28 protein-coding genes are annotated in these 23,322 nt (G+C 70.7%); 6 read left to right on the top strand and 22 right to left on the bottom strand.

What is annotated here, in order from left to right; translation table 11 throughout:
• Positions 1–21 precede the first annotated feature (21 nt).
• The 4 genes from DK427_RS15380 to DK427_RS15365 all read right to left on the bottom strand — a co-directional run bounded on the left by DK427_RS15380 (position 22) and on the right by DK427_RS15365 (position 2,575).
• On the bottom strand, positions 22–303 hold the full coding sequence (locus DK427_RS15380; protein ID WP_109952031.1) for a hypothetical protein: 282 nt from the start codon (positions 301–303) through the stop codon (positions 22–24).
• Positions 304–571: 268 nt separating this feature from the next.
• Positions 572–886 carry a hypothetical protein gene (locus tag DK427_RS15375; RefSeq protein ID WP_109952030.1) on the bottom strand — a complete coding sequence of 105 codons (315 nt, stop codon included), beginning with the start codon at positions 884–886 and terminating at the stop codon, positions 572–574.
• Positions 887–942: 56 nt separating this feature from the next.
• Positions 943–1,164: a hypothetical protein gene (locus DK427_RS15370; protein ID WP_109952029.1), complete on the bottom strand. Its 222-nt coding sequence runs from the start codon at positions 1,162–1,164 to the stop codon at positions 943–945.
• A 79-nt stretch (positions 1,165–1,243) separates the two neighbouring features.
• The gene (locus tag DK427_RS15365; protein WP_109952028.1) at positions 1,244–2,575 is read right to left on the bottom strand and encodes an MFS transporter; all 1,332 of its coding nucleotides are present in this window, start codon (positions 2,573–2,575) and stop codon (positions 1,244–1,246) included.
• Between the two features lie 296 nt (positions 2,576–2,871).
• Between DK427_RS15365 and DK427_RS15360 the strand changes: the two genes are divergently transcribed.
• Both DK427_RS15360 and DK427_RS15355 read left to right on the top strand, forming a co-directional pair.
• Positions 2,872–3,369, top strand: coding sequence for an HD domain-containing protein (locus DK427_RS15360; RefSeq protein ID WP_109952027.1), 498 nt, complete (start codon positions 2,872–2,874; stop codon positions 3,367–3,369).
• A gap of 13 nt (positions 3,370–3,382) precedes the next feature.
• Positions 3,383–3,829, top strand: coding sequence for a hypothetical protein (locus tag DK427_RS15355; RefSeq protein ID WP_109952026.1), 447 nt, complete (start codon positions 3,383–3,385; stop codon positions 3,827–3,829).
• Between the two features lie 15 nt (positions 3,830–3,844).
• Here DK427_RS15355 and DK427_RS15350 read toward each other — a convergent pair whose 3' ends face one another.
• From DK427_RS15350 to DK427_RS15335, 5 genes are all read right to left on the bottom strand, one after another.
• Positions 3,845–4,276, bottom strand: a complete 432-nt coding sequence (locus tag DK427_RS15350; RefSeq protein WP_109952025.1) for a gamma-glutamylcyclotransferase family protein — start codon at positions 4,274–4,276, stop codon at positions 3,845–3,847.
• Between the two features lie 23 nt (positions 4,277–4,299).
• Positions 4,300–4,422, bottom strand: coding sequence for a hypothetical protein (locus tag DK427_RS27385; RefSeq protein WP_281276955.1), 123 nt, complete (start codon positions 4,420–4,422; stop codon positions 4,300–4,302).
• Positions 4,419–4,646, bottom strand: coding sequence for a hypothetical protein (locus DK427_RS15345; RefSeq protein ID WP_109952024.1), 228 nt, complete (start codon positions 4,644–4,646; stop codon positions 4,419–4,421). Before DK427_RS15345 ends, DK427_RS27385 begins: the two co-directional genes overlap by 4 nt.
• Before the next feature lie 13 nt (positions 4,647–4,659).
• Positions 4,660–6,663 carry an acetyl-CoA carboxylase biotin carboxylase subunit gene (locus DK427_RS15340; RefSeq protein WP_109952023.1) on the bottom strand — a complete coding sequence of 668 codons (2,004 nt, stop codon included), beginning with the start codon at positions 6,661–6,663 and terminating at the stop codon, positions 4,660–4,662.
• A gap of 133 nt (positions 6,664–6,796) precedes the next feature.
• A complete protein-coding gene (locus DK427_RS15335) occupies positions 6,797–7,237 on the bottom strand; it encodes a hypothetical protein (RefSeq protein WP_109952022.1) in 441 nt (146 codons plus the stop codon).
• A gap of 277 nt (positions 7,238–7,514) precedes the next feature.
• Between DK427_RS15335 and DK427_RS15330 the strand changes: the two genes are divergently transcribed.
• Together DK427_RS15330 and DK427_RS15325 are read left to right on the top strand one after the other, a co-directional pair.
• The gene (locus DK427_RS15330) at positions 7,515–7,694 is read left to right on the top strand and encodes a DUF1328 domain-containing protein (protein ID WP_109952021.1); all 180 of its coding nucleotides are present in this window, start codon (positions 7,515–7,517) and stop codon (positions 7,692–7,694) included.
• 10 nt (positions 7,695–7,704) lie between these two features.
• Entirely contained in the window at positions 7,705–8,556 is an 852-nt protein-coding gene (locus tag DK427_RS15325) for an SDR family NAD(P)-dependent oxidoreductase (protein WP_109954190.1), read from the top strand.
• Positions 8,557–8,664: 108 nt separating this feature from the next.
• On the opposite strand, the gene DK427_RS15320 is transcribed toward DK427_RS15325, so the two are convergent.
• Complete coding sequence (locus tag DK427_RS15320) at positions 8,665–9,525, bottom strand: transglutaminase-like domain-containing protein (protein ID WP_109952020.1); 861 nt, start codon at positions 9,523–9,525, stop codon at positions 8,665–8,667.
• A 268-nt stretch (positions 9,526–9,793) separates the two neighbouring features.
• On the opposite strand from DK427_RS15320, the gene DK427_RS15315 reads away from it, so the two are divergent.
• Positions 9,794–10,270 carry a hypothetical protein gene (locus tag DK427_RS15315; RefSeq protein WP_109952019.1) on the top strand — a complete coding sequence of 159 codons (477 nt, stop codon included), beginning with the start codon at positions 9,794–9,796 and terminating at the stop codon, positions 10,268–10,270.
• Positions 10,271–10,274: 4 nt separating this feature from the next.
• On the opposite strand, the gene DK427_RS15310 is transcribed toward DK427_RS15315, so the two are convergent.
• The 11 genes from DK427_RS15310 to DK427_RS15260 form a co-directional block, all read right to left on the bottom strand.
• Positions 10,275–10,883 carry a LutC/YkgG family protein gene (locus DK427_RS15310; protein WP_109952018.1) on the bottom strand — a complete coding sequence of 203 codons (609 nt, stop codon included), beginning with the start codon at positions 10,881–10,883 and terminating at the stop codon, positions 10,275–10,277.
• Complete coding sequence (locus tag DK427_RS15305) at positions 10,880–12,448, bottom strand: lactate utilization protein B (protein ID WP_109952017.1); 1,569 nt, start codon at positions 12,446–12,448, stop codon at positions 10,880–10,882. Before DK427_RS15305 ends, DK427_RS15310 begins: the two co-directional genes overlap by 4 nt.
• Positions 12,445–13,188, bottom strand: coding sequence for a (Fe-S)-binding protein (locus tag DK427_RS15300; RefSeq protein WP_109952016.1), 744 nt, complete (start codon positions 13,186–13,188; stop codon positions 12,445–12,447). The genes DK427_RS15305 and DK427_RS15300 overlap by 4 nt, the downstream gene beginning before the upstream one ends.
• Before the next feature lie 70 nt (positions 13,189–13,258).
• Positions 13,259–15,004, bottom strand: coding sequence for a ubiquinone-dependent pyruvate dehydrogenase (gene poxB / locus DK427_RS15295; RefSeq protein WP_109952015.1), 1,746 nt, complete (start codon positions 15,002–15,004; stop codon positions 13,259–13,261).
• Between the two features lie 120 nt (positions 15,005–15,124).
• The gene (locus DK427_RS15290) at positions 15,125–15,625 is read right to left on the bottom strand and encodes a peptide deformylase (protein WP_109952014.1); all 501 of its coding nucleotides are present in this window, start codon (positions 15,623–15,625) and stop codon (positions 15,125–15,127) included.
• A 4-nt stretch (positions 15,626–15,629) separates the two neighbouring features.
• Positions 15,630–16,223 carry an AprI/Inh family metalloprotease inhibitor gene (locus DK427_RS15285; RefSeq protein ID WP_109952013.1) on the bottom strand — a complete coding sequence of 198 codons (594 nt, stop codon included), beginning with the start codon at positions 16,221–16,223 and terminating at the stop codon, positions 15,630–15,632.
• Between the two features lie 376 nt (positions 16,224–16,599).
• The gene (locus tag DK427_RS15280) at positions 16,600–17,424 is read right to left on the bottom strand and encodes a succinate dehydrogenase iron-sulfur subunit (RefSeq protein WP_109952012.1); all 825 of its coding nucleotides are present in this window, start codon (positions 17,422–17,424) and stop codon (positions 16,600–16,602) included.
• Positions 17,425–17,575: 151 nt separating this feature from the next.
• Positions 17,576–19,393 (bottom strand): succinate dehydrogenase flavoprotein subunit, encoded by a 1,818-nt coding sequence (gene sdhA / locus DK427_RS15275; protein ID WP_109952011.1) that lies wholly within the window; start codon positions 19,391–19,393, stop codon positions 17,576–17,578.
• A 22-nt stretch (positions 19,394–19,415) separates the two neighbouring features.
• Positions 19,416–19,829: a succinate dehydrogenase, hydrophobic membrane anchor protein gene (gene sdhD / locus DK427_RS15270; RefSeq protein WP_109952010.1), complete on the bottom strand. Its 414-nt coding sequence runs from the start codon at positions 19,827–19,829 to the stop codon at positions 19,416–19,418.
• A 14-nt stretch (positions 19,830–19,843) separates the two neighbouring features.
• Positions 19,844–20,245, bottom strand: a complete 402-nt coding sequence (gene sdhC / locus DK427_RS15265) for a succinate dehydrogenase, cytochrome b556 subunit (RefSeq protein WP_109952009.1) — start codon at positions 20,243–20,245, stop codon at positions 19,844–19,846.
• A gap of 167 nt (positions 20,246–20,412) precedes the next feature.
• Positions 20,413–21,714, bottom strand: a complete 1,302-nt coding sequence (locus tag DK427_RS15260; RefSeq protein WP_109954189.1) for an SLC13 family permease — start codon at positions 21,712–21,714, stop codon at positions 20,413–20,415.
• Positions 21,715–21,887: 173 nt separating this feature from the next.
• Here DK427_RS15260 and DK427_RS15255 point away from each other — a divergent pair, with 173 nt between their 5' ends.
• Complete coding sequence (locus DK427_RS15255; protein WP_204165174.1) at positions 21,888–22,772, top strand: LysR family transcriptional regulator; 885 nt, start codon at positions 21,888–21,890, stop codon at positions 22,770–22,772.
• Between the two features lie 51 nt (positions 22,773–22,823).
• On the opposite strand, the gene DK427_RS26375 is transcribed toward DK427_RS15255, so the two are convergent.
• Entirely contained in the window at positions 22,824–22,985 is a 162-nt protein-coding gene (locus tag DK427_RS26375) for a hypothetical protein (protein ID WP_162559807.1), read from the bottom strand.
• Positions 22,986–23,322 lie beyond the last annotated feature (337 nt).

The raw sequence follows: 23,322 nt of genomic DNA, 5'->3' as shown, positions 1-23,322 counted from the left end.
CGGCCGCCCGGTCCCGGACGATCAGCCGATCGCCACGCCGGTGAGCACGTCCGTCGCGCGCCGGACCTCGGCGACGATCATCTCCTCGCTCTCCGAGCCGCCGGCCATGTCCGCCAGCAGCACGGAGACGTCGCGCTTCACGTCCTCGCGGATCTCGGGGTTCTCCTCGGAGAGCCGTCCGATCAGCACGCCCAGCACGATCTCCAGCGCGGCGATCTTCGCGTGGAGGCGCGAGCCCTCGTCCAGCGCCTCATCTGGCGCGTCGTCCTGGCCGCCCCGGGGCGCGTCGAGGTCGCTGCTCATGCCTGTCTCCTGCCTCTGTCCCGATCGGTCCGGCGGCTCCGCCGGCACCCCCGCCTACGCGAAGGCGGGCCGGCAGGCCACCGGGCCGTCAGAGCGGCTGCGACCGGCGCATGCGGAGCAGGTCGAGGACGGCGACCCCGAGCGGCGGCAGGATGAGGAGCAAGGCGAAGATCAGGCCCACGGTTCGGTGTCCTCCGGACGTCTACGCCCGATCAATGCGCCGCCGGGGCCTCGAGTTCGGCGTGCCGGTCCGGCGGGGCCTGCTCCGTCAGGCGATGCCGGGGCCGCCCTCACCCACGATCTCGAGGGTGCGCAGCACGGCCATGCCGACCATCTCGGCGTCGACGGCGCCCTCCGGCGTCAGCGGCATCACGGCGATCGCCTCGACCTCGGCGGCCGTCTCGGGCCCGAGCACGACCCTGAGCACCGGCCCTTCCGGGCCCTCCGCGTCCTCCACCAGCCCGACGCGGTAGCCGCCGGCCTGGCCGAGCAGGCGCAGCGGGTGGGCCGCGGCGGGCGGCTCGGACCGCGCAGCGGGAGCTGGGGCGCGCTGGCCGAAGGTCGGGCGGATGACGTTGTCCATGCGCCCCTTATAGCGCGGATGCCGGGCCCGCGCGCGGGCCTGCCGCCGAGCCGGCCTCAGCGCGTCGCCGCCCAGGGCCCGGCGGAGGTCGTCAGGATCTCGGCGCCCGGATCGGACCCGTCCAGCTCCGCCACGGCGCCGTCCGCGTCCGGCTCCAGCCGGTCGAGCACGAAGGAGGCGGCCATCACGGTGGCGGCGACGAGGAGATACAGGGAGGCGGAGATCAGGATCCGCCGCAGCAGGTCACGAGACAGGGGCCGGCCCTCGCACGATGGCAATGCCTGCTTATCGCGACCATCCTGGGCCGTCTCGTGGCGGCCGAAATACCGCGAAACACGGGAAGCCGGCGGCCGCCCCTCAGGTGGCCTCCTCGTCCGCGTCGAGGTCGCGCCCGCGCGTCTCGGGGAGCATCAGGGCGGCCAGCGTGCCGACCACGCTGAAGGCAGCGAGGTAGTAGGCCGGGGCCAGCCGGTCGCCGCTGGCGGCGATCAGCCAGTTGATGACGTAGTTCGTGCTGCCGCCGAAGACCGAGACCGAGAGGGCGTAGACGATCGAAAGCCCGGCGCTGCGCACCGCCCGCGGAAGCGATTCGGGGATGCCCACGATGATCGCCGCCGCGTTGATCGAGGAGAGGGCGGAGAGCAGGAAGGTCACGGCGTAGACGCTCGCGGCCGTGCCCTCGCGGACCATCCACCAGAAGGCCGGCACGGCGAGCATGAGGATCGCGGCGCGAGGCCAGACCATGACCGGGCGCCGTCCGACCCGGTCCGCCAGGAAGCCGCCCGCGAGCGGGAACAGCACCGAGGCGAGGCCCAGCGCGATCGGCACCGCGCTCGACGCGGTCTCGGTCAGCCCGAGCGTCGCGCCCGCGTAGACCGGCATGTTGGTGCCGACCGCATTCGACACGGTCGAGGCCGCGATCACCAGGAAGGTCAGGCCGAGGAGCCGGCCGTGGTCGGCGAGGAGGCGGCGCACCACGCCGAGGGTGCTGGAGGCGGCCGCCGGATCCCGCCCCTCGCCCGCCGTCTCCGGCAGGTGGCTGCGGATGACGAGGCCCACCGGGATCACCGCGAGGCCGAGGCCGAACATCAGGCGCCAGCCCCAGGCGGCCATGGCGCCGTCGCCGACCGCGAGGGCGAGTCCCGTGGCGACGAGCCCGGCGAACAGGGCGGCGCAGCCCTGGCTGGCGATCTGCCAGCTCGCCACGAAGCCGCGGTGGCGCGGGGGCGCGGCCTCCAGCAGGAAGGCGGTGGCGGGGCCGACCTCGCCGCCGAGCGCCAGGCCCTGGATCAGCCGGCCGGCGATCACGATGACGTGGGCCCATCCGCCGATCTGCGCGTAGGTCGGGCAGGCGGCCAGCATCAGCATGCCGAGCGCCATCAGCCCGATGGTGATCAGCATGGCGGGCTTGCGTCCGGCCCGGTCGGCGAAGGCACCGATCAGCACGCCGCCGATCGGCCGCATCACGTAGCCGGCCCCGAACAGGGCGAGCGAGGCGAGCAGGCTGTGGCTCGGGTCGTCGGCCGGGAAGAAGGCCTCGCCGATCGCCTTGGCGAAGAAGGCGTAGACGGTGAAGTCGTAGAATTCGAGCGCGTTGCCCAGCACCACGGCGGCCACGGCCTTGCGGCCGAGCCGGGATGTGGGGGGCTGGGTCTGGTGTGGGGCGTGCGCCGCCGCGGTCGAGGCCATCCGGATCCTTCCGTCGTTCCGGCGGGCTTTGTAGGGCGGCGTACGCAGCGCGACAGCCCGGTCGGACGCGGCTCGCGGGCCAGACCGGCAACGCGGTGCTGACACTGTCGGGCGGCGGCACGGTCGAACTCGCCGGCGTGCGGGCCGACCTAGTCGATGCCGGGCTGTTCGTGCCCTGAGGCGGGCTACAGACGCACGACCTCTGCGGCAGCCCGACGGATCGTTCCGGCTGCCCGCATCTGCTAGTCTCCCGCGCAGGAAGGCCGGCTCCCGCGCCGGTCCGGACGCCTGGGACCATGCCGACGATCTACGAGGCGCACAGCTTCGCCGCGCTCGCCCATGCGGGCCAGCTCGACAAGCGCGGCCAGCCCTATATCCGGCACCTGGAGCGGGTCGCCAACCGCGCCCTCGCCCGGGCCGGCCACGCCCGCAGCGTCGACCGCCTCGACATCGATCCGCAGCTGGTGATGCAGGTGGCCCTCCTCCACGACGTTCTGGAGGACACGCCCCGCCAAGCCGCGGATCTGCGGGCGTCGGGTTTCCCGGAGGCGGTGATCGCGGCGGTGCGGGTCCTGACCAAGCCCGCAGTGCCGGTCCCCTATCCGGAGCGGATCGACGGGGTGATCGCGAGCGGCGACCTCATGGCGATCCTCGTCAAGATGTCCGACAACGAGGACAACCTCGCGCCCGACCGGGACCTGCCGGAGGCGGGCCTCCCGCTGCGCGAGCGCTACGCGACCTCCTTCGCGCGGCTGAGCACCGCGGCCGGGGCGCTCGGCTATACGGGCCCGTGAGCTGTACGACACCATGAGCCGTACGGGCGGCTTCGACCGCGAGCGCTTCGCCAAGTTCGTCAAGTGCCGCGCCATGATGGAGCGCGGCGCGACCGCGGGCGAGCGCGCGGCGGGCGCCGCCGCGGCGGCCCGGATCGCGGCGGCGTCCGGCCTGAGCCTCGCCGAGGCGCTGCGGCTGACCGGGGGCGGCCCGCCGCCCCGAGACGCACCCCGGGGCCCGCAGCGGCGGCCGCCGCCCTGGGAGAAGGCGCCGCTGCGCGCCGACCCGATCGGCCTCGACGAGATCCTGGCCCAGAAGGCGAAGACCGAAGCCCACCGGAAGCGCAAGGCTGCCGACGCCGCCCGGGCGCGGCGCGCGGACCTCGCCACAGAGGCCGCCGAGCGCGCAGCCTTGCGCGAGGCGCAGGAGGCGCGCGACCGCGCCTGGGCCGAGGCGCGCGAGCGGCGCGGGGATGCCTGACCTGCGCGCCGATTCCTACGCGGGGGCCCCGCGCTGCCAGCCCCGGATCTCGCGGATATGGCTCGCAGGCAGCTGCGCGGCGCCGGCCGCGGCCGCGACCGCCTCCAGATAGCCCGGCCGCGGCACGCCGGGCGTCGCGCTGCGGCCGAGATAGATCAGCGCCCGCTTAACGCCGCCCGCCGCCGCGACCGGCTGGTAGGCCTTCACGTAGAGCCCGCCTGAGACGCCCTCGTAGCGATCGAGCGCCGGCACGTCGGCGAGCGCCAGCTCCCAGAGCACGCCCCAGACCGAGCGGCCGGGATCGCGCACCACCGAGGCGTAGCCCTCGCGCATGATGATGAAGCGGTGGCGGCGCAGCTCCGCTTGGCCGACGAGGCGCGAGGCCGGGCAGCGCAGGGCCATGGCGGCGGCGTCCATGTTGGCGCCGTAGGCGAAGTAGAGGGGCATTGGGGGGAGGGCCGGCCGTGACCCTACTCGCCGGGATGGCTGTCGCGGCGGTGCGCCGCGCGCTCGTTGGCGAGGACTGCTGCGTACGCCACGGCCAGGACGACGGCCGAAATCACGAAGGTGACGAAGATCTCGCCCGCGTTCATGGCTTCAGGCTCCGCGATGCGCGTCTCGCCAGAAGATGTAGGTTCCCGCCGCTGCAAAACCAAATCGCGGCGAAGAACGCCATCCAGGGGTTCGGCGGCGCGCTCTCCACGCCGAAGTTCACCGCGGTGAGCGGCGTCACGACGCCCAGGATGACGAAGGCCACCGCGACGTTGTTGATCGCGGTGGCCAGGAGCTTGGTCTGCTCGTTGAAGGTGGCGTTCACCGGTCGGGCGGCGTCAGGCGAATTCGAGGATCACCGCGTCGACCGCGAGGCTGTCGCCCTCCTTGGCGTGGATCTTCGAGACCGTGGCGTCGCGCTCGGCGCGCAGCACGTTCTCCATCTTCATCGCCTCGACCACGGCGATCGGCTCGCCGTTCTTCACCTCCTGGCCTTCCTTGACCAGGATCTGCTTGACGAGGCCCGGCATCGGGCAGAGCACCTGCTTGCCCGAGCCCGCCTGCTCCTTCACCGGCATCAGGGCGGCGAGTTCCGCCTCGCGCCGGGTGTAGACCCGGGCCTCGGCGGCGCAGCCGGCGTGCTGGAGCGCGACGCCGTTGAGCAGGCTCCGCACCTGGATCGCCGTGCGCTGGGCGCCGATCGTCCCGGTCCAGACCGGCTCGCCGGGGCGCCAGTCGCTCGCCACCAGATGGGCGGCGCCGTCCTCCTCCGTCACCACGACCCCGTCCTCGTGCGGATCGACCGTCACGGGATAGGACTGGCCGGAGAGGATCACCACCCGGTCGCGCTCGAACTTCAGGAGCGCGGGATCGCGCATCTGACCCGAGATGCCGCGCTTGCGCTGGTTGAGCTGGTGGTCGATGGCGGCAGCGGCCGCCATCATCCGGCGGGCGACCTCGCCCGCGGGCTCAGGGGCCTGGAACCCTTCCGGGAACTCCTCGGCGATGAAGCCCGTCGAGAGCTGCCCCTCACGCCAGCGCGGATGCGCCATCAGGGCCGCCAGGAACGGGATGTTGTGGCGGATGCCGTCGATCGCGAAGGCGTCGAGCGCCTCGGCCTGCGCCTCGATCGCCTCGAGGCGCGTCGGCGCCCAGGTCACCAGCTTGGCGATCATTGGGTCGTAGTGGATCGCGATCTCGCCGCCCTCCTCCACGCCCGTGTCGTTGCGCACGATGGCGTGGCCCTGGCGGCCCTCCTCGGGCGGCAGGTAGGTGGTGAGCCGGCCGATCGAGGGCAGGAAGTTGCGGGTCGGGTCCTCGGCGTAGACGCGGCTCTCGACCGCCCAGCCGTCGAGCTTCACCTGGTCCTGGCTCAGCGGCAGCTTCTCGCCCGCCGCCACCCGGATCATCAGCTCGACGAGGTCGAGGCCGGTGATCATCTCGGTGACGGGATGCTCCACTTGGAGGCGCGTGTTCATCTCCAGGAAGTAGAAGGACTTGTCCTGGCCGGCGACGAACTCGACGGTGCCGGCGGAGTCGTAGTTCACCGCCTTGGCGAGCGCGACCGCCTGCTCGCCCATCTTGGCGCGGGTCTCCGCGTCGAGCAGCGGTGAGGGCGCCTCCTCGATGACCTTCTGGTTGCGGCGCTGGATCGAGCACTCGCGCTCGCCCAGGTAGATCACGTTGCCGTGCTTGTCGCCGATCACCTGGATCTCGATGTGGCGCGGGTCGGTGATGAACTTCTCCACGAACACCCGGTCGTCGCCGAAGGAGGACGAGGCCTCGGACTTGGCGCGGGCGAAGCCCTCCGCGACCTCGTCGGCCGAGTGGGCGATGCGCATGCCCTTGCCGCCGCCGCCGGCCGAGGCCTTGATCATGACGGGATAGCCGATCTCGTCGGCGATCTTGACCGCGTGCTCCGGGCTGTCGATCACGCCGAGGTAGCCGGGGACCGTCGAGACCTGGGCGGCCGCCGCCGCCTTCTTGGACTCGATCTTGTCGCCCATCGCCGCGATGGCGCCCGGGTTCGGGCCGATGAAGACGATGCCGGCCTCGGCCAGCGCCTTCGGGAAGGCCTCGCGCTCCGAGAGGAAGCCGTAGCCCGGGTGCACGGCCTGCGCGCCCGTCTTCTTGCAGGCCTCCACGATCTTCTCGATCACGAGGTAGGACTGCGCGGCCGGTGCCGGCCCGATATGCACCGCCTCGTCGGCCATCGCGACGTGGACGGCATCGCGGTCGGCGTCCGAGTAGACCGCCACGGTCTTGATGCCCATCCGGCGCGCCGTCTTGATGACGCGGCAGGCGATCTCACCTCGGTTGGCGATCAAAATCTTGTCGAACATGCGCCGCTCGGACCGTTGCTTCCCTGGGAGATGATCCGGGTTCTGGAGCCCGGTCGGATTCCCCGATAAAGCAGATGTGCAGCGGACGGAAGCTGTGCTTTGTGCGGTTGCCTGGGATGCCAGATGCGCCCGCTCAGGCGGCCAGCGCGAAGCTCGGGCGGCGCGCCTCGCCGGGCTGGCGCGACCAGCTGTTGGCGGCCAGCGCGAAGGCCATCAGGTTCTCGGCGCTGGACTGAGCCTCGCGCACGATCTCGACGGCGATGCGGGCGGCGACCGGGGTCGGGCCGCTGCGGCCGGAGAGCGATCCGGCGAGCCAGACGGCGGTCTCGCGCTCGATGCGCCCGGTCGGGCGCTCGCCCCAGACCGCGAAATCGACGACCGCCGCGATCAGGTAGTCGCCGAAGGCGGGCTCCGCCGGCACCGCGCGCTCCAGGGCGATCAGCATGTCGGCCTCCTCGCGGCTGCCGATCCCGTCGGGCAGGACGTCGCGCATCAGGCGGCGCAGGTCGGCCTCCGTGATCTGGCCGGCGCTCTTGGCATGGTTGCAGAAGTGCTGAAGAGAAGTGTTGATCATGACTTGCTGCCTCCCCGGCTGTTTGTCTGTGCCGGTGTTTGTCCTTCGATGTAATGGACTATGGTCCGCCGGGATCCTCTTGGAGGTTAACGCGAAAATCTGAACCTGTGTTCAGGTAAACGGCCGCTCACGAAGCAGGCTTTCGGGAATCTTGCTGCGGGCGCCCGCGCCAGGCATCAGGTCCCTGGGAACAAATGCCGGTCGGGCCGCAGTTCCGGCGGAACGGTCGCCCTGGCCCCGCATTGTTGCTCGGTTCCCTTCCCCGGAGTCGAGTTCCATGACCCTTCTTAAATGGGCCCTCATCTGCTTCGTGATCTCGCTGGTCGCGGGTGCTCTAGGCTTCACGGGGATCGCCTCGGGTGCCGGGTCGCTCGCCCGCATCCTGTTCGGCCTGTTCCTGCTGGTCGCGATCGTGATCGTGGTCATCGCCTTCGCGATCGGTCAGGCGGTGTTCTGAGGTGACGTCCCTGGCCGGCCGGACCTGCCTCGTCACGGGAGCGACGAACGGCATCGGCTACGAGACGGCGCTCGGGCTAGCCCGCGCGGGCGCCGCGCTCGTGCTGGTCGGGCGCGATGCCGGGCGCCTCCGGGACGCGGAGGCCCGCATCCGCGCCGCCCTGCCTGAGGGCCGCCTCGAGGCCCGGCAGGCCGACCTGTCGAGCCAGGCCGAGATCCGCCGGCTCGCGGCCGATGTCGCTCGCTCGCACGACCGGCTCGACGTGCTGGTGAACAACGCTGGCGCGATCTTCGACAGGCGCGAGGAGACGGTGGACGGGATCGAGCGCACCTGGGCGCTCGATCATCTCGGCTACGTGCTGCTCACCCTCGAACTGCTCGACCTGCTGGCCGCCTCCGGGCGCGCGGGTGCCGCCGCCCGCATCGTCAACGTCGCCTCGCGGGCGCACGAGCGCGGCCATATCGACTTCGACGACATCGAGGGCACGCGGCGCTACGGCGCGATTCGCGCCTACGCGCAGGCCAAGCTCGGCAATGTGCTGTTCACCTACGCGCTCGCCCGCCGGCTCGCGGGCCGTCCGATCACCGTGAACGCGCTGCATCCCGGCGTTATCCGGTCCGGCTTCGCCCGCAACACGGGCGGCGTCCTAGGCTTCGGCTGGGGACTGATCCGGCCCTTCCTCTCGACGCCCGAGGCGGGCGCCCAAACCTCGCTGCACCTTGCGGTGAGCCCGGAGGTCGAGGGCGTGAGCGGACGCTACTTCGCGCGCTGCCGGGCGGTGCCCTCCTCGTCGGAGAGCCGGGACACAGGGGTGCAGGAGCGGGTCTGGGCGCTGAGCCTGGAGCAGGTCGGCCGGGGCTGAGGTCCGGACGCCACTCATCCGGCGTGGCAGTCCCTCGATGCCCGCGCTCCCCTGCACCGGTCCCGCCCGCAGGGGCAGGCGAGCCGGCACCCGGAATTGCAGCCGCCTTCAGGCAGCGCCCGCGTGCGGGGCCGGCACCTCCGTCGAGATCGCGTCGATCGTGCGCGGCACCGGGCTGCCCTGGCCGTCGGAGCGCTGGATGCGGATCTGCTGGTTGACCGGCTGCATGTTGCCGAAGGGCGTCGAGAAGGCGATCTCGGCCGCGTCCCGCCCGACGCCGATGCGCACCAGCCCGTCGAGGTCGGCTTGGCGGGTCGCGTCGAACAGCCACCAGCGCCCGTCGAGATAGGCCTCGAACACCGCGTGGAAGTCACTCGGCACGAGTCCGTGGGCGTAGCAGCTCACGAAGCGGGCCGGGATGCCGAGCGCCCGGCAGAAGGCGGCGCCGAGATGCGCGAAGTCGCGGCAGACACCCGCACGCTTGAGCAAACTCTCGTGCGCGGTGGTCTCCTGATCGCTGGCGCCCGGCACGTAGGCGATGTGGTCGTGGATCCAGTTGCAGATCGCGTTGACGCGCTGGTGGCCCTTGGGCAGCGCCGAGAACTCCGCTTGCGCGAAAGGTGTCAGCCGGTCCGAGGAGACGAAGCGGCTCGGCAACAGGAAGGGCAGGATGTCGAGGGGCAGCGCCGAGACCGGCGTCTCGTTGATCGTGGCCGGGTCGGCCCGGTGCAAGGTGAGATCGACCTCGGCGTTGTATTCCAGCGCGAACGGCCCCACCGGCACGTTGACGCCGAGATAGCGGTTCTGGAGATCGGGCGTGACGTAGATGTCGCGCTTCAGGGCCGGCGTCAGCACGAGGCTCTCGCTCAGGATCTCGACGCTCTTCAGCTTCGCCACCTCCAGGTTGAAGATGAAGGTGGTGTCCGAGAGGATGTTGTAGGACAGGCTGCAACCGAGGGTGTAGCGCATCAGGTTTCCTTGAGGGCTCTGGCCGGGAACGGCTTGCAAGGAGCGGGCCTCGCTGCGAACGCGCCCGCCGCGCGTCCGGTTCGCGCCGCCGCAACTGAGGTGCGATATATCGTTCAAGTAGGTTTTGTATTTTCTAGGTTGCGATCGCTCGGTCGAGCCCGCAAGGTCTTCCCGCAAGCCATCTGATTCGAATCTGAACTGTGACGTCGCACCCGGCCGGCAGCCCGTCGGCGCGAGCGGCCGTGCTTGCCTGATCGGGAGGATGCCAATGGCTGTCAACTTCAGCGTAGTCGGGATTTTCTACAGTACCCAGGTCGATCTCAGCAAGGTCGGCGGCAACACCGTCGCGGAAATCATCCAGTATCTCTTCCAGACGGTCGCGCCGTTCTATTATACCAGCGTGGATTCCGGCGGCGAGCAGATCATCAGCAGCTTTAAGTACAACCATCCGGCCCCGTTCGTCGGCCGGTCCGGCATCCAGTATCCCGCCGGGTCATACATGCTGTCGCAGACCTTCACGAGCGAGGCGCCCAATCCCTACAACGTCTGGCAGTACTACCTGGCCGACGCCAACGGCCAGCGGGTACCGGTTCCCGGAACGCAGTCCTACACGCAGACGACCGTGCAGGACGGCTGGTCGATCGTCTGGCGCCTCGTCACGATCTGCAACGGGCCGACGAACCTCGCGCGGCGCCTGCACAAGCTCGACCCCAAGGCGGCCGACGCGCTGGCCGGCACGCCCTGAGGCCTCAGCCCCGCGCGGCGGCCCCGCCGCGCGGGCACAGGATCACGGTGAGCGAGCGCACGCCCTGCGCGCCGTGGATCAGCACGCCCTCGATGTCGGCGGTGGCGGACGGCCCCGTATGGAGCACCGCGTAGGCGGCCTGCCCGAATTCCGGCCGCAGATAGGCGGCCTGGACGTTGGGCAGGATATCGGCCGGATCGAGCAGCACCACGAGGTGCTGGGCGAGGTAGGCCACCGCGTTCACGACGAGCTGGTCTTGCGTGAACAGAACCGAGCCCGTCTCGGCGATGCCGAACACGGCGCGCACCACCGCCACATCGACGTCGTCCACGTCCCGCGGGCGGGCGACCGCCGTGAGATCGCGGTTGCCGGCGAGCTCCGGCACCGCGGAGGCCACGACCCGCGCCCCGTCCAGCCGCTCGCGCACGCCCGCGAAGACGTCGTCCGCGCCGGGCTCGGCGATGCGCCCGCCCATGCGCTTCAGGCGCTCGCCGAACTCGGCCACGAGGTCGTCGCCGACGAGCGGCGTGAACAGCGGCACCGCGGGCAGCGGGTGCTCGCCCGCCGGCCGGTTCTTCCGGATCTCGGCGAGGATCGCGTCGCGCGCGCTCATTTGGCGCCGCCCTTCATGCGGTTCTCTCTGTACCAGGCGTGGAAGCTCTGGCGCGGGGCGTCCGGCATCTCGCGCTTCTTCCCCCAGGTGTTGAGCGGGTTGTAGACGGCGAAGCGCGGCAGCACCTTGAGCGCCGAATCCGCCGCGCCGATCGCCGCCCGGTAGGCCGCGGGCCGGGAGAGCACGGCGCCGGCAGCCTTCATCATGCCCTGCTTGAGCATCGGGATCTGGTGCTCCTCGGCCAGCACCTTGCGCCAGGCGAAGATCTGCTCGTGGATGTTGATCTTCACCGGGCAGACGTTGGTGCAGGAGCCGTTCATGGTCGAGGAGAACGGCAGGGTCGAGTATTTCCGCTTGTTGAAGGTCGGGTCGATGATGAGCCCGATCGGGCCCGCGTAGGTCGCCCCGTAGGAGAGTCCGCCCGAGCGCCGGTAGACCGGGCAGGTGTTCATGCAGGCGCCGCAGCGGATGCATTTGAGCGAGGTCCAGAACTCCTCCATGCCGAGCCGGGCAGCGCGGCCGTTGTCGACCAGCACGTAGTGCATCTCGGTGCCGGCCCGGGGCCCGCGGAAATGCGAGGTGTACTGGGTGATGGGCGAGCCGAGCGCCGAGCGGGCGAGGATGCGCAGGAACACGCCCAGATGCTCGACGCGCGGGATCAGCTTCTCGATGCCGATCGAGTGGATCTGGAGCTTCGGCACGTTGCCCGAGAGGTCGGCATTGCCCTCGTTGGTGCAGGTGACGACCGTGCCGGTCTCGGCCACCGCGAAGTTGCAGCCGGTCAGCCCCGCGTCGGCGTTCAGGATGTAGGGCCGCGTGGTCTCGCGCTGGCTCTCGGCGAGGTAGTGGGCGTCGTCGTTGTCCGGGTCGGTGCCGAGCGTGCGGGCGAAGACCTCGGCCACGTCGAAGCGGGTCTTGTGGGCGGCCGGCACCACGACGTGGCTCGGCTCCTCGTTGTCGAGCTGCTGGATGCGCTCGCCGAGATCGGTCTCGATGATCTCGACGCCCTCGCCCTCCATGAAGTGCCGGAAGCCGCACTCCTCGGTGAGCATCGACTTCGACTTCACCAGCGTCCTGGCGCCGTGGTCGCGCAGGATGCCGAGCACGATGCGGTTGTGGTCGGCCCCGTCCCGCGCCCAGTGCACGTGGACGCCGTTGGCCCTCGCCGCCGCCTCGAACTGCTCGAGGTAGGTGTCGAGGTTCGAGAGCGTGTGCTGCTTGATCTGCGAGGCGAGTTCCCGCAGCTCCTCCCACTCGGGGATGCCGTGGGCGGCCGTGTCGCGCTTGCGGCGCAGGTCCCACAGGCGCTCGTCGTGGGCGGCGGCGTGGAGCGGTGCGGCGAGGAAGCGCTCGGCGGCCTCGCCCTGGTCGATCGGCCGGTCGCCGCGGATCTTGGCTCCGCGGGGCTGGGGCTCGCGCTGGGCTGGCGCCTTGATGGGCTTCGAGGTGCCCTCGGCATGGTCGAGGCGGCGCCCATCCTGGCCGCGCTCGCTCTCGTCGTCGGGCGCGCGCACGACGGGATTGACGATCCCCTCGGCTTCCCGGGGGTGAAGCTCCTCGCTCATGCGGCGGCTCCGTTCAGCACCTGGGCGATGTGGATGTACTTGAGCGGCAGGCCGAGGCGCTCGGCGCAGCCCTTCTGGTGCATCAGGCAGGAGGAATCGGCCGAGACCACGTAGTCGGCCCCGGCCCGCTTCTGGTCGGCCACCTTGTCGTAGCCCATCTTGGCCGAGACCGCCGGCTCGAAGACCGAGAAGGTGCCGCCGAAGCCGCAGCACTCGTCGGGCCGGGCGAGGTTGACCAGCTCCACGCCCTCGACCTTCTGCAGGAGGTTCAGGGGCTTGGAGAAGTAGGGCAGGTTCAGCTCCGACGGACGGGCGTGCCCGATGCCGCGCAGCGCGTTGCAGTTGGCGTGGTAGGCGACTTTGTGGGGAAATCGCGCCCAGGGCAGCGCCTCGACCTTCAGCACGTCGTGCAGGAACTCGACCAGCTCGTAGGTACTCTCGCGGACGCGCTTCACCTCCTCGGTCTGTGGGATCGCGGTGAGGTGCTCGCGCACCTGATGCACGCAGGAGCCGGACGGGGCGACCACGTAGTCGAAGCCGGAGAAGTTCTTGACGAAGAGCGCCTCGGTGGCGGCCGCCTCTTGATGGCAGCCGGTATTGGTCATCGGCTGGCCGCAGCAGGTCTGGTCGTAGGGGTATTCCACGTCGAGGCCGAAGCGCTCCAGCAGCTCCAGGGTGGCGATGCCGACCTCGGGCTCGAAGGCGTCGACGTAGCAGGGGACGAACAGTCCGATACGCATGGCGGCTCCCGGCTCGCCAGCTCCCTGCTCACGTGTGCGTGTGGAACGGTTCGAAACTGGCCGTCCCGGTCTAGCGGATGAGGTTGGTCTTGGCGAGGTCGAGAACCGCGTCACCGCGTCCGCTCATCACGGCGCGTAGCATGTAGAGGCTGAAGCCCTTCACCTGCTGGCCGTCGATCTTCGGGGGAATCGACAATTCGTTCCGCGCCACCGTCACGTCGAGGAGCGAGGGGCCATCGAAGGCCAGGAACTCCTTCACGGCGCCCGGCAGATCGCCCGGGTCCTCGACGCGCAGGGCGAAGATGCCGGCGGCCCGCGACATGGCGGCGAAGTCCGGGTTGTCGAGCGCCACGCCGGTCTCGATGTAGCCCGCGGCCTTCATCTCCATCTCGACGAAGCCGAGCGAGCCGTTGTTGAACACCACCACCTTCAGCGGCAGGCGGTGCTGGCGCAGCGTTAGGAAGTCGCCCATCAGCATCGCGAACCCGCCATCGCCCGCGAGGGCGACGACCTGCCGGTTCGGCTCCGCCGCCTGGATGCCGATGCCCTGCGCCATGGCGTTGGCCATCGAGCCGTGCACCCAGGAGCCGATGAGGCGGCGCCGGCCGTTCATCTGGAGGTAGCGCGCCGCCCAGACGGTGGGCGTGCCGACGTCGGCCGTGAACACGGCGTCGTCCGCGGCCGCCTCGCTGATCACGCGGGTGAGGTATTGCGGGTGGATCAACCCGCTGCCCGGGCGGCCCGTGGCGAGCTCGTCCAGACCCTCCCGAGCCTTGGCGTAGTGCTTGAGGCTGGCATCGAGCCAGGCACGGTCCGTCTTGGCGGAGAGCTTCGGCAGCAGCGCCTGGATCGTCGCCCGCACGTCGCCGACGAGACCGAGATCGAGCCGGCAGCGCCGCCCGAGCTCGTGCGGGCGGATATCGACCTGCGCGATCTTGGCGTCCTGCGGGTAGAACTGCTTGTAGGGGAAGGCCGTGCCCAGCATCAGCAGGGTCTCGCAGCCCATCATCGCGGCGTAGCCCGAGGAGAAGCCGATCAGGCCGGTCATGCCGACATCGTAGGGGTTGTCGTACTCGACGTGGTCCTTGCCCCCGAGCGCGTGCACGATCGGGCTCTTCAGGGCCTCGGCGAGCTGCATCAGCTCGGCATGCGCGCCCGCGCAGCCGCGCCCGCAGAGCAGGGTGACGCGCCGCGAGCCGTTGAGCAGGGCGGCCAGCGCGTCGAGTTCGGAGTCGGCCGGGCGCGCCACGGGCCGCGGCGGGATCAGGCCCGCGCGGGGCGTCGGGCCGCGCTTGGCCGCATCCTTGGGCGCGTCCTTCAGGGCGACGTCGCCCGGGATCACCACCACGGCCACGCCCCGCTGGCCGATCGCCGCGCGGATCGCGTTCTCCAGCACGAAAGGAAGCTGCGCCGGGTCCGAGACCAGCTCGCAATAATGGCTGCAATCGCGGAACAAAGCGGTCGGGTTCGTCTCCTGGAAGTAGCCGGAGCCGATCTCGGCCGAGGGGATGTGGGCGGCGATGGCGAGAACCGGCACGCCGGTGCGGTGGCAATCGTAGAGGCCGTTGATCAGGTGCACGTGGCCCGGCCCGCAGGAGCCGGCGCAGACGGCGAGGTGCCCCGTGATCTGACCCTCGGCCCCGGCCGCGAAGGCGCCCGCCTCCTCGTGGCGGACGTGGATCCAGTCGATCGTGCCGCGCGCCCGGAGAGATTCCGTGAGGGCGTTCAGGCTGTCCCCGACGACGCCGAAGATGCGGCGGACGCCGGCCTCCTCCAGGGTCTCGACGACGAGGTCGGCGACGGTCGTGATGCGCATGGGCGGGAGGCTCCTGTATCCGCGGGCCGAACCCGTGGAGAGAGAAGCGGTTCCTCGCCCGAACATCCGAGCAGCCATCTCTCCGGTGCAGGGGCTTGGCGCGGAGAGCGGTCTTCCGCGCTATCCCGCATCCCGCAGCTTGGCGAAGCGCTTCAGGACGCGCTCGCGGCGCAGGCGCGACAGGCGCTCGATCCAGAAGATGCCGTCGAGCTGGTCGATCTCGTGCTGAAGGCAGGCCGCTCGAAAACCCTCGGCGCGCTCTTCCTGCTCGGCGCCGTCGAGGTCGCGGTAGCGCACCCGTACCCAGGCGGCGCGCGCCACCGTCTCGGCGACGCCCGGCATCGAGACGCTGCCCTCGCGCCCGTCCGCGCGCTCGGGCGCTGCCTCCAGAATTTCCGGATTGCAGTAGAGCGTGGCCGGGCCGCCGGGCTCGGGGCGCAGCACCACGAGGCGGCGCAGCTCACCGATATGCGCCGCGGTGAGCCCCGCCGCCATCGCGGCGTCGAGGCTCGCCGTGAGGTCCTCGGCCAGCACCCGCAGGTTGTCGTCGAAGGTCTCGACGGGCGCGCATGGCTGGCGCAGCCGCGGATCGGGCCAGAGGATCAGCGGCCGGGCCGGCACGGCCTCAGCGCACCAGCGCCAGGGAGGCGCCGGACTTGGTCAGCTGGCCGTCGAGCGCCCCGCCGCCCTGGCGCAGGCGCGCCGCCACGGTGCCCCCGGCCTGGTAGAGGTAGACCTCGCCGTCGCGAAAATCCCAGGCCGAGACCTTGGCGAGGTCCTTGTTCGGGCAGCCGCCGGCGCTCGCCTTGTAGAGGTCGAGGGCGGGCGCGCTCGACAGGGTGACCTTGCAGCTCGCGCCGGTGGCGTCCTTGGCGTCCCAGGTGCCGACCACGGCCGAGCGGCCGCTCGCCACGACCGGCGGCGGGGCGGGCGGGGGCGCGACGGGCTCCGGGATGACGTTCGAGGCGGGCGGCGCCGCGGTCGCGACCTGGGTGCCGGGGGCAACCACCGGGCCGTCCGGCGCGGCGGCGACGCCGGGCGGGGGCGCGAGCGGGCTGGTCGTCACGGCGCCCGAGGGCACGGCCGGCACGGAGGTGTCGAGGGCGGCCTGGGGCCCGGGCCCGCGGGTGCGCGGGGCGTCGAGACGCTGCGAGGCGCAGGCCCCGAGGCTGGCGGCGAGCACCAGAACGGCGGTTGTCGACAGAAACGGACGCGTCATCGACCTCGGATCCCGTGGGGGCGCCCCCTCATGGCGCGCGGCCTCTGCCCTCGCCATCAAATGCGATGCCCGCAAGGCGGTGCCGGGAGCGGGGTCCGGGGAAGCGGGGACGGCGGGGGATTTCCGCCGCACTGTGGCGGCCCTGCCGCACCCGCGCTTCGCGCCGCGCAACGCGAAACGGCCGGGGTGTCGCCACCCCGGCCGTCTGAGGCATCGCCCCATGTCGCGCATCCCAAAGGTCGAGACCTTTGGCGGGTGCAGGGTGGAACCCTGCATTTGGAGCCGCCAGCCCGGTTTTGCGGGGGCGGAGGTTCCAACCCGGGGCCCTGCCCCGGAACCCCGCCCAAGGACCTGGGGCCCTTGGGAATCCTGGAACTCAGACCTCGCGCTCGACCATCATTTTCTTGATCTCGGCGATGGCTTTCGCCGGGTTCAGGTTCTTCGGGCAGGTGTTGGCGCAGTTCATGATCGTATGGCAGCGATAGAGCCGGAACGGGTCGTGCAGGCTGTCGAGCCGGTCGCCGGTGTTCTCGTCGCGCGAGTCGATCAGCCAGCGATAGGCCTGGAGCAGGGCCGCCGGCCCGAGGAAGCGGTCGCCGTTCCACCAGTAGCTCGGGCAGCTCGTGGTGCAGCAGGCGCAGAGGATGCACTCGTAGAGGCCGTCGAGGCGGGCGCGGTCCTCCGGCGTCTGGCGCCACTCCTTCTCGGGGGCGGGCGTCTCGGTCTGGAGCCAGGGCTCGATCGCGGCGTGCTGGGCGAAGAAGTTGGTCAGGTCCGGGACCAGATCCTTCAGCACCGGCATGTGCGGCAGCGGGTAGATCCGCACCGCACCGTCCTTGTCCTTGCGGGTGAGGATCGGGAGCGCGTTGTCGGGGCTCCGGCACTCGTCGATGCCCATCGTGCAGGCCAGGGTGTTCTGGCCCTCGATGTTCATGGCGCAGGAGCCGCAGATGCCCTCGCGGCAGGAGCGGCGGAAGACCAGGGTCGAGTCGACCTTGTTCTTGATCCACAGGAGCGCGTCGAGCACCATCGGACCGCAATCGTCGCGATCGACCTGATAGGTGTCGATCCGCGGATTGGCGCCGTCGTCCGGATTCCAGCGGTAGATGCGGAAGGTCTGCAGGTTCTTGGCCCCGGCGGGTGCCGGCCAGGACTTGCCCTCGCGGACCTGCGAGTTCTTGGGAAGGGAAAACTGGGCCATGTGTCTGGAATTCCCGTGACTGGTGGGAGCGCCTTCGCGGTCCGGCTCGTCTGGTCAGGGTCCGGCGTACGGCATGTGCCACACGCCGGGTGTGAGAACGGTCGAGGCCGGCACGGGCGCGCCGCAGCCGAGGCTGCGGCGGTTATGGCGTTCAGTACACGCGCGCCTTGGGCTCGATGTACTGGATCTCGTTCGACATCGTGTAGGTGTGGACCGGGCGGTAATCGATCGTGGTCCGGTGCGCGCTCTCGTCGAGCCAGGAGAGGGTGTGCTTCATCCACTCCTTGTCGTCGCGGTCCGGGAAGTCCTCACGGGCATGCGCGCCGCGCGATTCCTTGCGGTTGGCGGCCGATTCCATCGTCACCACCGCCTGGCCGATCAGGTTGTCGAACTCCAGGGTCTCCAGGAGGTCGGTGTTCCAGACGAGCGAGCGGTCGGTGATCTTGATGTCGGCCGCCGCATGCCAGACCTTGTTGATCAGGCCGCGACCCTCCTCCAGCACCTCGCCGGTGCGGAAGACCGCGCAGTTGTTCTGCATCGTCGTCTGCATCTCGAGGCGCAGCTCCGCGGTCGGCGTGGCGCCGTTGGCGTAGCGGAAGCGGTCGAGGCGGCTGAGCGCCTTGTCGGTCGCCTCTTTCGGGGCGTCCGGGATCCGGCCGTTGGCCTCGACGATGTCGGCGCAGCGCAGGCCGGCCGCGCGGCCGAACACCACGAGGTCGATCAGCGAGTTCGAGCCGAGGCGATTGGCGCCGTGCACCGAGACGCAGGCCGCCTCGCCGATCGCCATCAGGCCCGGCACCACCGTGTCCGGGTCGCCGTTCTTCAGGGTGAGCACCTCGCCGTGATAGTTCGTCGGGATGCCGCCCATGTTGTAGTGCACGGTCGGCAGGACCGGGATCGGCTCCTTCGTCACGTCCACGCCCGCGAAGATCTTGGCGCTCTCCGAGATGCCCGGCAGGCGCTCGTGCAGGATCTTCGGGTCGAGGTGGTCGAGGTGCAGGAAGATGTGGTCGCCGCCCTTGCCGACGCCGCGGCCCGCGCGGATCTCCATGGTCATCGAGCGCGAGACCACGTCGCGCGAGGCGAGGTCCTTGGCGGACGGCGCGTAGCGCTCCATGAAGCGCTCGCCCTCGGAATTCGTCAGGTAGCCGCCCTCGCCCCGCGCCCCTTCCGTGATCAGGCAGCCCGCGCCGTAGATGCCGGTCGGGTGGAACTGCACGAACTCCATGTCCTGCAGCGGCAGGCCGGCGCGCAGCACCATGCCGCCGCCGTCGCCGGTGCAGGTATGGGCCGAGGTCGCCGAGAAGTAGGCGCGGCCGTAGCCGCCGGTCGCCAGGATGGTCATCGCGGCCCGGAAGCGGTGGATCTCGCCGGTGGCCTGATCCATCGCGATGACGCCGCGGCAGCGACCGTCCTCGTCCATCAGGAGGTCGAGGGCGAAGTACTCGATGAAGAAGTTGGTCTGGTTCTTCACCGCCTGCCCGTAGAGGGTGTGCAGCATGGCGTGGCCGGTGCGGTCGGCCGCCGCGCAGGTGCGCTGGGCGGTACCCTTACCGTAATCGGTGGTCATGCCGCCGAAGGGCCGCTGGTAGATCTTGCCTTCCTCGGTCCGCGAGAAGGGCACGCCCCAGTGCTCGAGTTCGTAGACCGCCGCGGGGGCGTTGCGCACGAGGTACTCGATCGCGTCCTGGTCGCCGAGCCAGTCCGAGCCCTTCACGGTGTCGTACATGTGCCAGCGCCAGTCGTCCGGGCCCATGTTGCCGAGCGAGGCCGAGATGCCGCCCTGCGCCGCCACCGTGTGCGAGCGCGTCGGGAACACCTTGGTGATGCAGGCGGTGCGAAGCCCCGCCTGCGAGCAGCCGACGGTGGCGCGGAGGCCGGCGCCGCCGGCGCCGACGACGACGACGTCGAAGCTGTGGTCGTGGATGGTGTAGGCGGGCTGCGACCCGTTGGTGCCGTTGGCGGCCATGGAGAAGCTCCTTGGGTTCCGGTCAGACGAGGCGGGAGAGCCCCACGCGCAGGATCGCGTAGAAGCAGGCCACGGCGACGACGACCGTGTAGATGGTGTTGGCGAAGAGCGCGGTGATGCGCAGCGCCTTGTCGTGGACGTAGTCCTCGATGATCACCTGCATGCCGACGCGCATGTGCAGCGTGACCGAGAGGATCGTGAGGATCAGCAGGATCGCGACGAGCGGGTGGCCCATCAGCGCCACCGCCTCCGGGTAGGGGCGGCCCGCCATCAACGCCACGATGATCACGAAGCCGATGATCAGCGGCGGGTTGGCGGCGGCGGTGAGGCGCTGGAACCACCAATGGTCGGCCCCGTGCCCGGAGGCGCCGAGGCCGCGCACGCGGGCGCGCGGGGTGCGGATGGAGACGTTCGTGTTCTGGCGGTTGTCGGCCATGGGGTCGCCCTTTCTCAGCGCAGGACCAGGGCGGCCGCCCAGATCACGAGGGTGAGGGCCACGGAGCCGATCAGGGTGAAGCGCGACAGGTTCATCCGGGTCTGGCGGTCGAGGCCGACGCCGAAATCCCACACGAAGTGGCGCAGGCCGCCCAGCATGTGGTGCATCAGGATCCAGGTGTAGCCGAACAGCACGATCCGGCCGATCCACGAGCCGAAGAACCACGCGACCCAGCCGTAGGCGGCCGGGCCCGAGGCCAGCGCCACCAGCCAGATCGCGACGAGCGCGGTGCCGCCGTAGAGCGCGGTGCCGGTGACGCGGTGGAGCACCGACATCGCCATGGTCCAGGTCCAGCGGTAGATCTGGAGATGAGGCGAGAGGGGTTGGGCCACCGTGGGCCGGGCTGTCGGTGCCATGCTGAATGGGCCTCGCAGTTGCGAACTGAAGCGTCTCTAAACTGGTAGGGCTAGGCCGCCGAGGGGCAAGCCGCAATGCGGCATGAACGATCCGGCAGATCTGTCACGCTTATGATTCTGAATACGATTTTTTCGGACTAGCCGCCTGCGCATGTCCTTGGCCCATCTCACGGCAGCCACCCCAGCGCGCGCCACCACAGGTAGTTCAACGGCGCTGCAACAACGAGTGATGCAGTGCCGAAGGCGAGGGTGAGCCGGGTCGCATCCTTGAGCGATACGCCGCCGAGCTCGCGCGCGAACACGATCGGCGGCGCCTGGTAGGGGAAGAACACCGTGCTGTAGCCCACGACCTGGATCATCACCACGGTCAACGCGGGCAGGCCGCTTCCCGTCGCCATCTCGCCAGCGAGCGCCGTGTAGAGGGCGGGCGCGCCGTTCGCTGTGACGAGGAGCGTCAGCAACGTCGCGATGCCGGTGAGCACGGCGTAGTTCTGGGTGGCGGCCCCCGGCTCCAGCGGCGCGACCGCCAGCAGCGCGTGGCCGAGGCGGGCGCCGAGCCCCGTCTCGTTGACGAGGGCCACGAGCCCGAGCAGGGCCGCGATGTAGAAGCAGGTGCGCAGCGAGACCTGCCCGAAGGCGTCGGCCGGAATCACGCCGACTCGCGGCATGATGCAGATGGCGGCGGCCGCGAGCCCGATCCAGGCCGGGGCGATGCCGTGCAGGCTGTCGGTCGCCCAGAGCGCCAGGGTCGCGACGAGGAGAGCGGCGAGCCGCCGTTCCGAGCCCGAGAGCGGGGTCGCGGTGGCGGCGCCGTCGCGCCGGGGCTCCAGCCGGTCGGGGAAGAGGCGCACGACGAGGAGCGTCAGGAGGCCGCCCTTCACGATCGCCAGGACCGGGCCGTGCAGCCAGAGATAGGGCAGGTAGGAGAGATGCAGCCCGAGCAGGCTCTCGGCGGCGCCCGCCATGACGAGGTTCGGCACGTTGGCGGGCAGGATTGCGGCCGAGAGGTTGGGCGTCGCTACGCCCACCGCCAGCACGGCGGCGGCCCGGCCCGGCCGCCCGGGGCCGAGGCCGAACCGGTCGCACAGCGCCAGCGTCACCGGGATCATCAAGGCGATGCGCCCGAGATTCGAGGGCATCACGAAGGCGAGCCCGACGCTGAAGGCGACGAGGCCGCCGATGAAGCGCGGGTAGGAGCCGCCGAGCCGGCCGGAGAGCCCCTGCGCCAAGCGCGCGCCGAGCCCGGTGCGGGTCATCGCCTGCCCCACCACCATGCCGGCGAGCACGAGCCAGAAGGCTGAGGCCGCAAACCCCGAGAACACGGTGGCGGGCGCTCCGAGCTTCAAGAGCATCGCGAGCGCGAAGAAGACGAGGACCGTGACGATCTCGGGGATCAGCGCGGTCGCCCACAGGCCCATGCAGAGCACGAGCAGGGCGCCGGTCGCCCAGATGGCCGCCTCTCCGTGCATGGATGAGCCCCCGTTCCAGGGCAGCAGCATTCTGCCGGTTTGGAACCGTTCGCAATTCGGGACTCGTTGACGGAGCCTTCGTGGAAGGCGAAGGAAGTGCGCCGCGCTCCGCTTCCCTCGCAAGCGGCAGGCGCGCGACGCGTTTCGCCGATCACGGATGCGAGAGCGGCCCGATGATGCGCTTCGACCTCGTCGATCTCTCGCTGTTCCGCCACGTGGTGGAGGCCGGGTCGATCACCCACGGGGCGGGTCGGGCGAACCTCGCGCTCGCCGCCGCCTCGACGCGCATCCGCGGCCTGGAGGAGAGCCTCGGCGCCGCGCTCCTTACCCGCAGCCGGCTCGGCGTCAGCCCGACGCCGGCGGGCCGGGCCCTGCTCGCCCATGCCCGCACGATCCTGGCGGCGATCGAGCGCATGCAGACCGAACTCTCGGCCTTCTCCGGCGGCACGGTCGGGCAGATCCGGGTGGTGGCAAACACCAACGCGCTCACCGAGTTCCTGCCCGACGCCCTCTCGGCCTATCTGGCGGCGCATCCCGGCGTCAGCGTCGATATCGACGAGCACACCTCCGACGAGATCGTCGGTCTGGTGGCCGAGGGCGCGGCCGATCTCGGTATCCTGTCGGGGACGGTGGACACGGCTGCGCTCCAGACCTTCCCGTTCCGGCAGGACCGCTTCGTGGTGGCTGCGGCCAACACCCATCCGCTGGCGGGGCGGGAGGCCGTGGCCTTCGCGGAGGTGCTGGAGCACGACCTCGTCGGGCTGGACCGAGCGAGCGCCATCACGCGCTTCCTGGCCGAGCGCGCCGCGCGGATCGGGCACCCGATGCGGCTGCGGGTGCAATTGCGCGGCTTCGATGCGGTCTGCCGGCTGGCCGATGCCCGGGTCGGGCTCGGCATCGTGCCGGAGAGCACGGCGCGGCGTGCGGCCCGCGGGCTCGACATCGCGGTGGTGCCGCTGACCGATCCTTGGGCGAGCCGCGACCTCTCCTTGTGCCTGCGCGACCTGGACGCGCTCCCGGCCTTCGCACGGGCCTTCGTCGCGCATCTGCGGGCGTGACACGGCATGACATGGAGAAGGGGCCGCCTCGCGGCAGCCCCTCAGGAAGACCTACTCCTTGTCGCCGCGATGGACGCCCTTCTCGCGGTTCTCCTTCAGGCGGCCGTCGTCCGAGTGCTGCACGGAGCCCTGCTGCGGTGTGTCGGGATTCTTGTGATTCTGGCGCGAATGATCAGTATTCGTGGACTGGTTCTGCTGCTTGCGGTCGGTCATTCAGGATTATCTCCCAGTTGACCCGGCAAAGCGCCGAGACTGTCCGATCAACAGGCTCGCCGCGATGCGGTTCCGGGATTTCCTGTGCTTGAATTCGACTGGGGTGCGACATTCAGACGGCTTGATCGACGGCGTCGAATCTCGCTCGCGCGCTCGGCGCGATCGGAAACATCTGAGGCGTCTGATGGAATCCGCAGCGGCCCGACTCGGTCCCCTCGGCACGGGCGGCGCGGCACGCGGGCCGCCTGCGGCGAGCGGTAGCAGCGGGGACGGCGGGGCGCTCGCTGTGGGCAGGCGCGTCGGCTTGGCGTAGCCTGGACGCGACTGTCGGGCGAGG

The organism is Methylobacterium radiodurans, assembly GCF_003173735.1.
GTDB lineage: Bacteria > Pseudomonadota > Alphaproteobacteria > Rhizobiales > Beijerinckiaceae > Methylobacterium > Methylobacterium radiodurans.
Note: the sequence above shows the minus strand (reverse complement) of the source record. Positions and strands in the feature narration are given on the sequence as shown.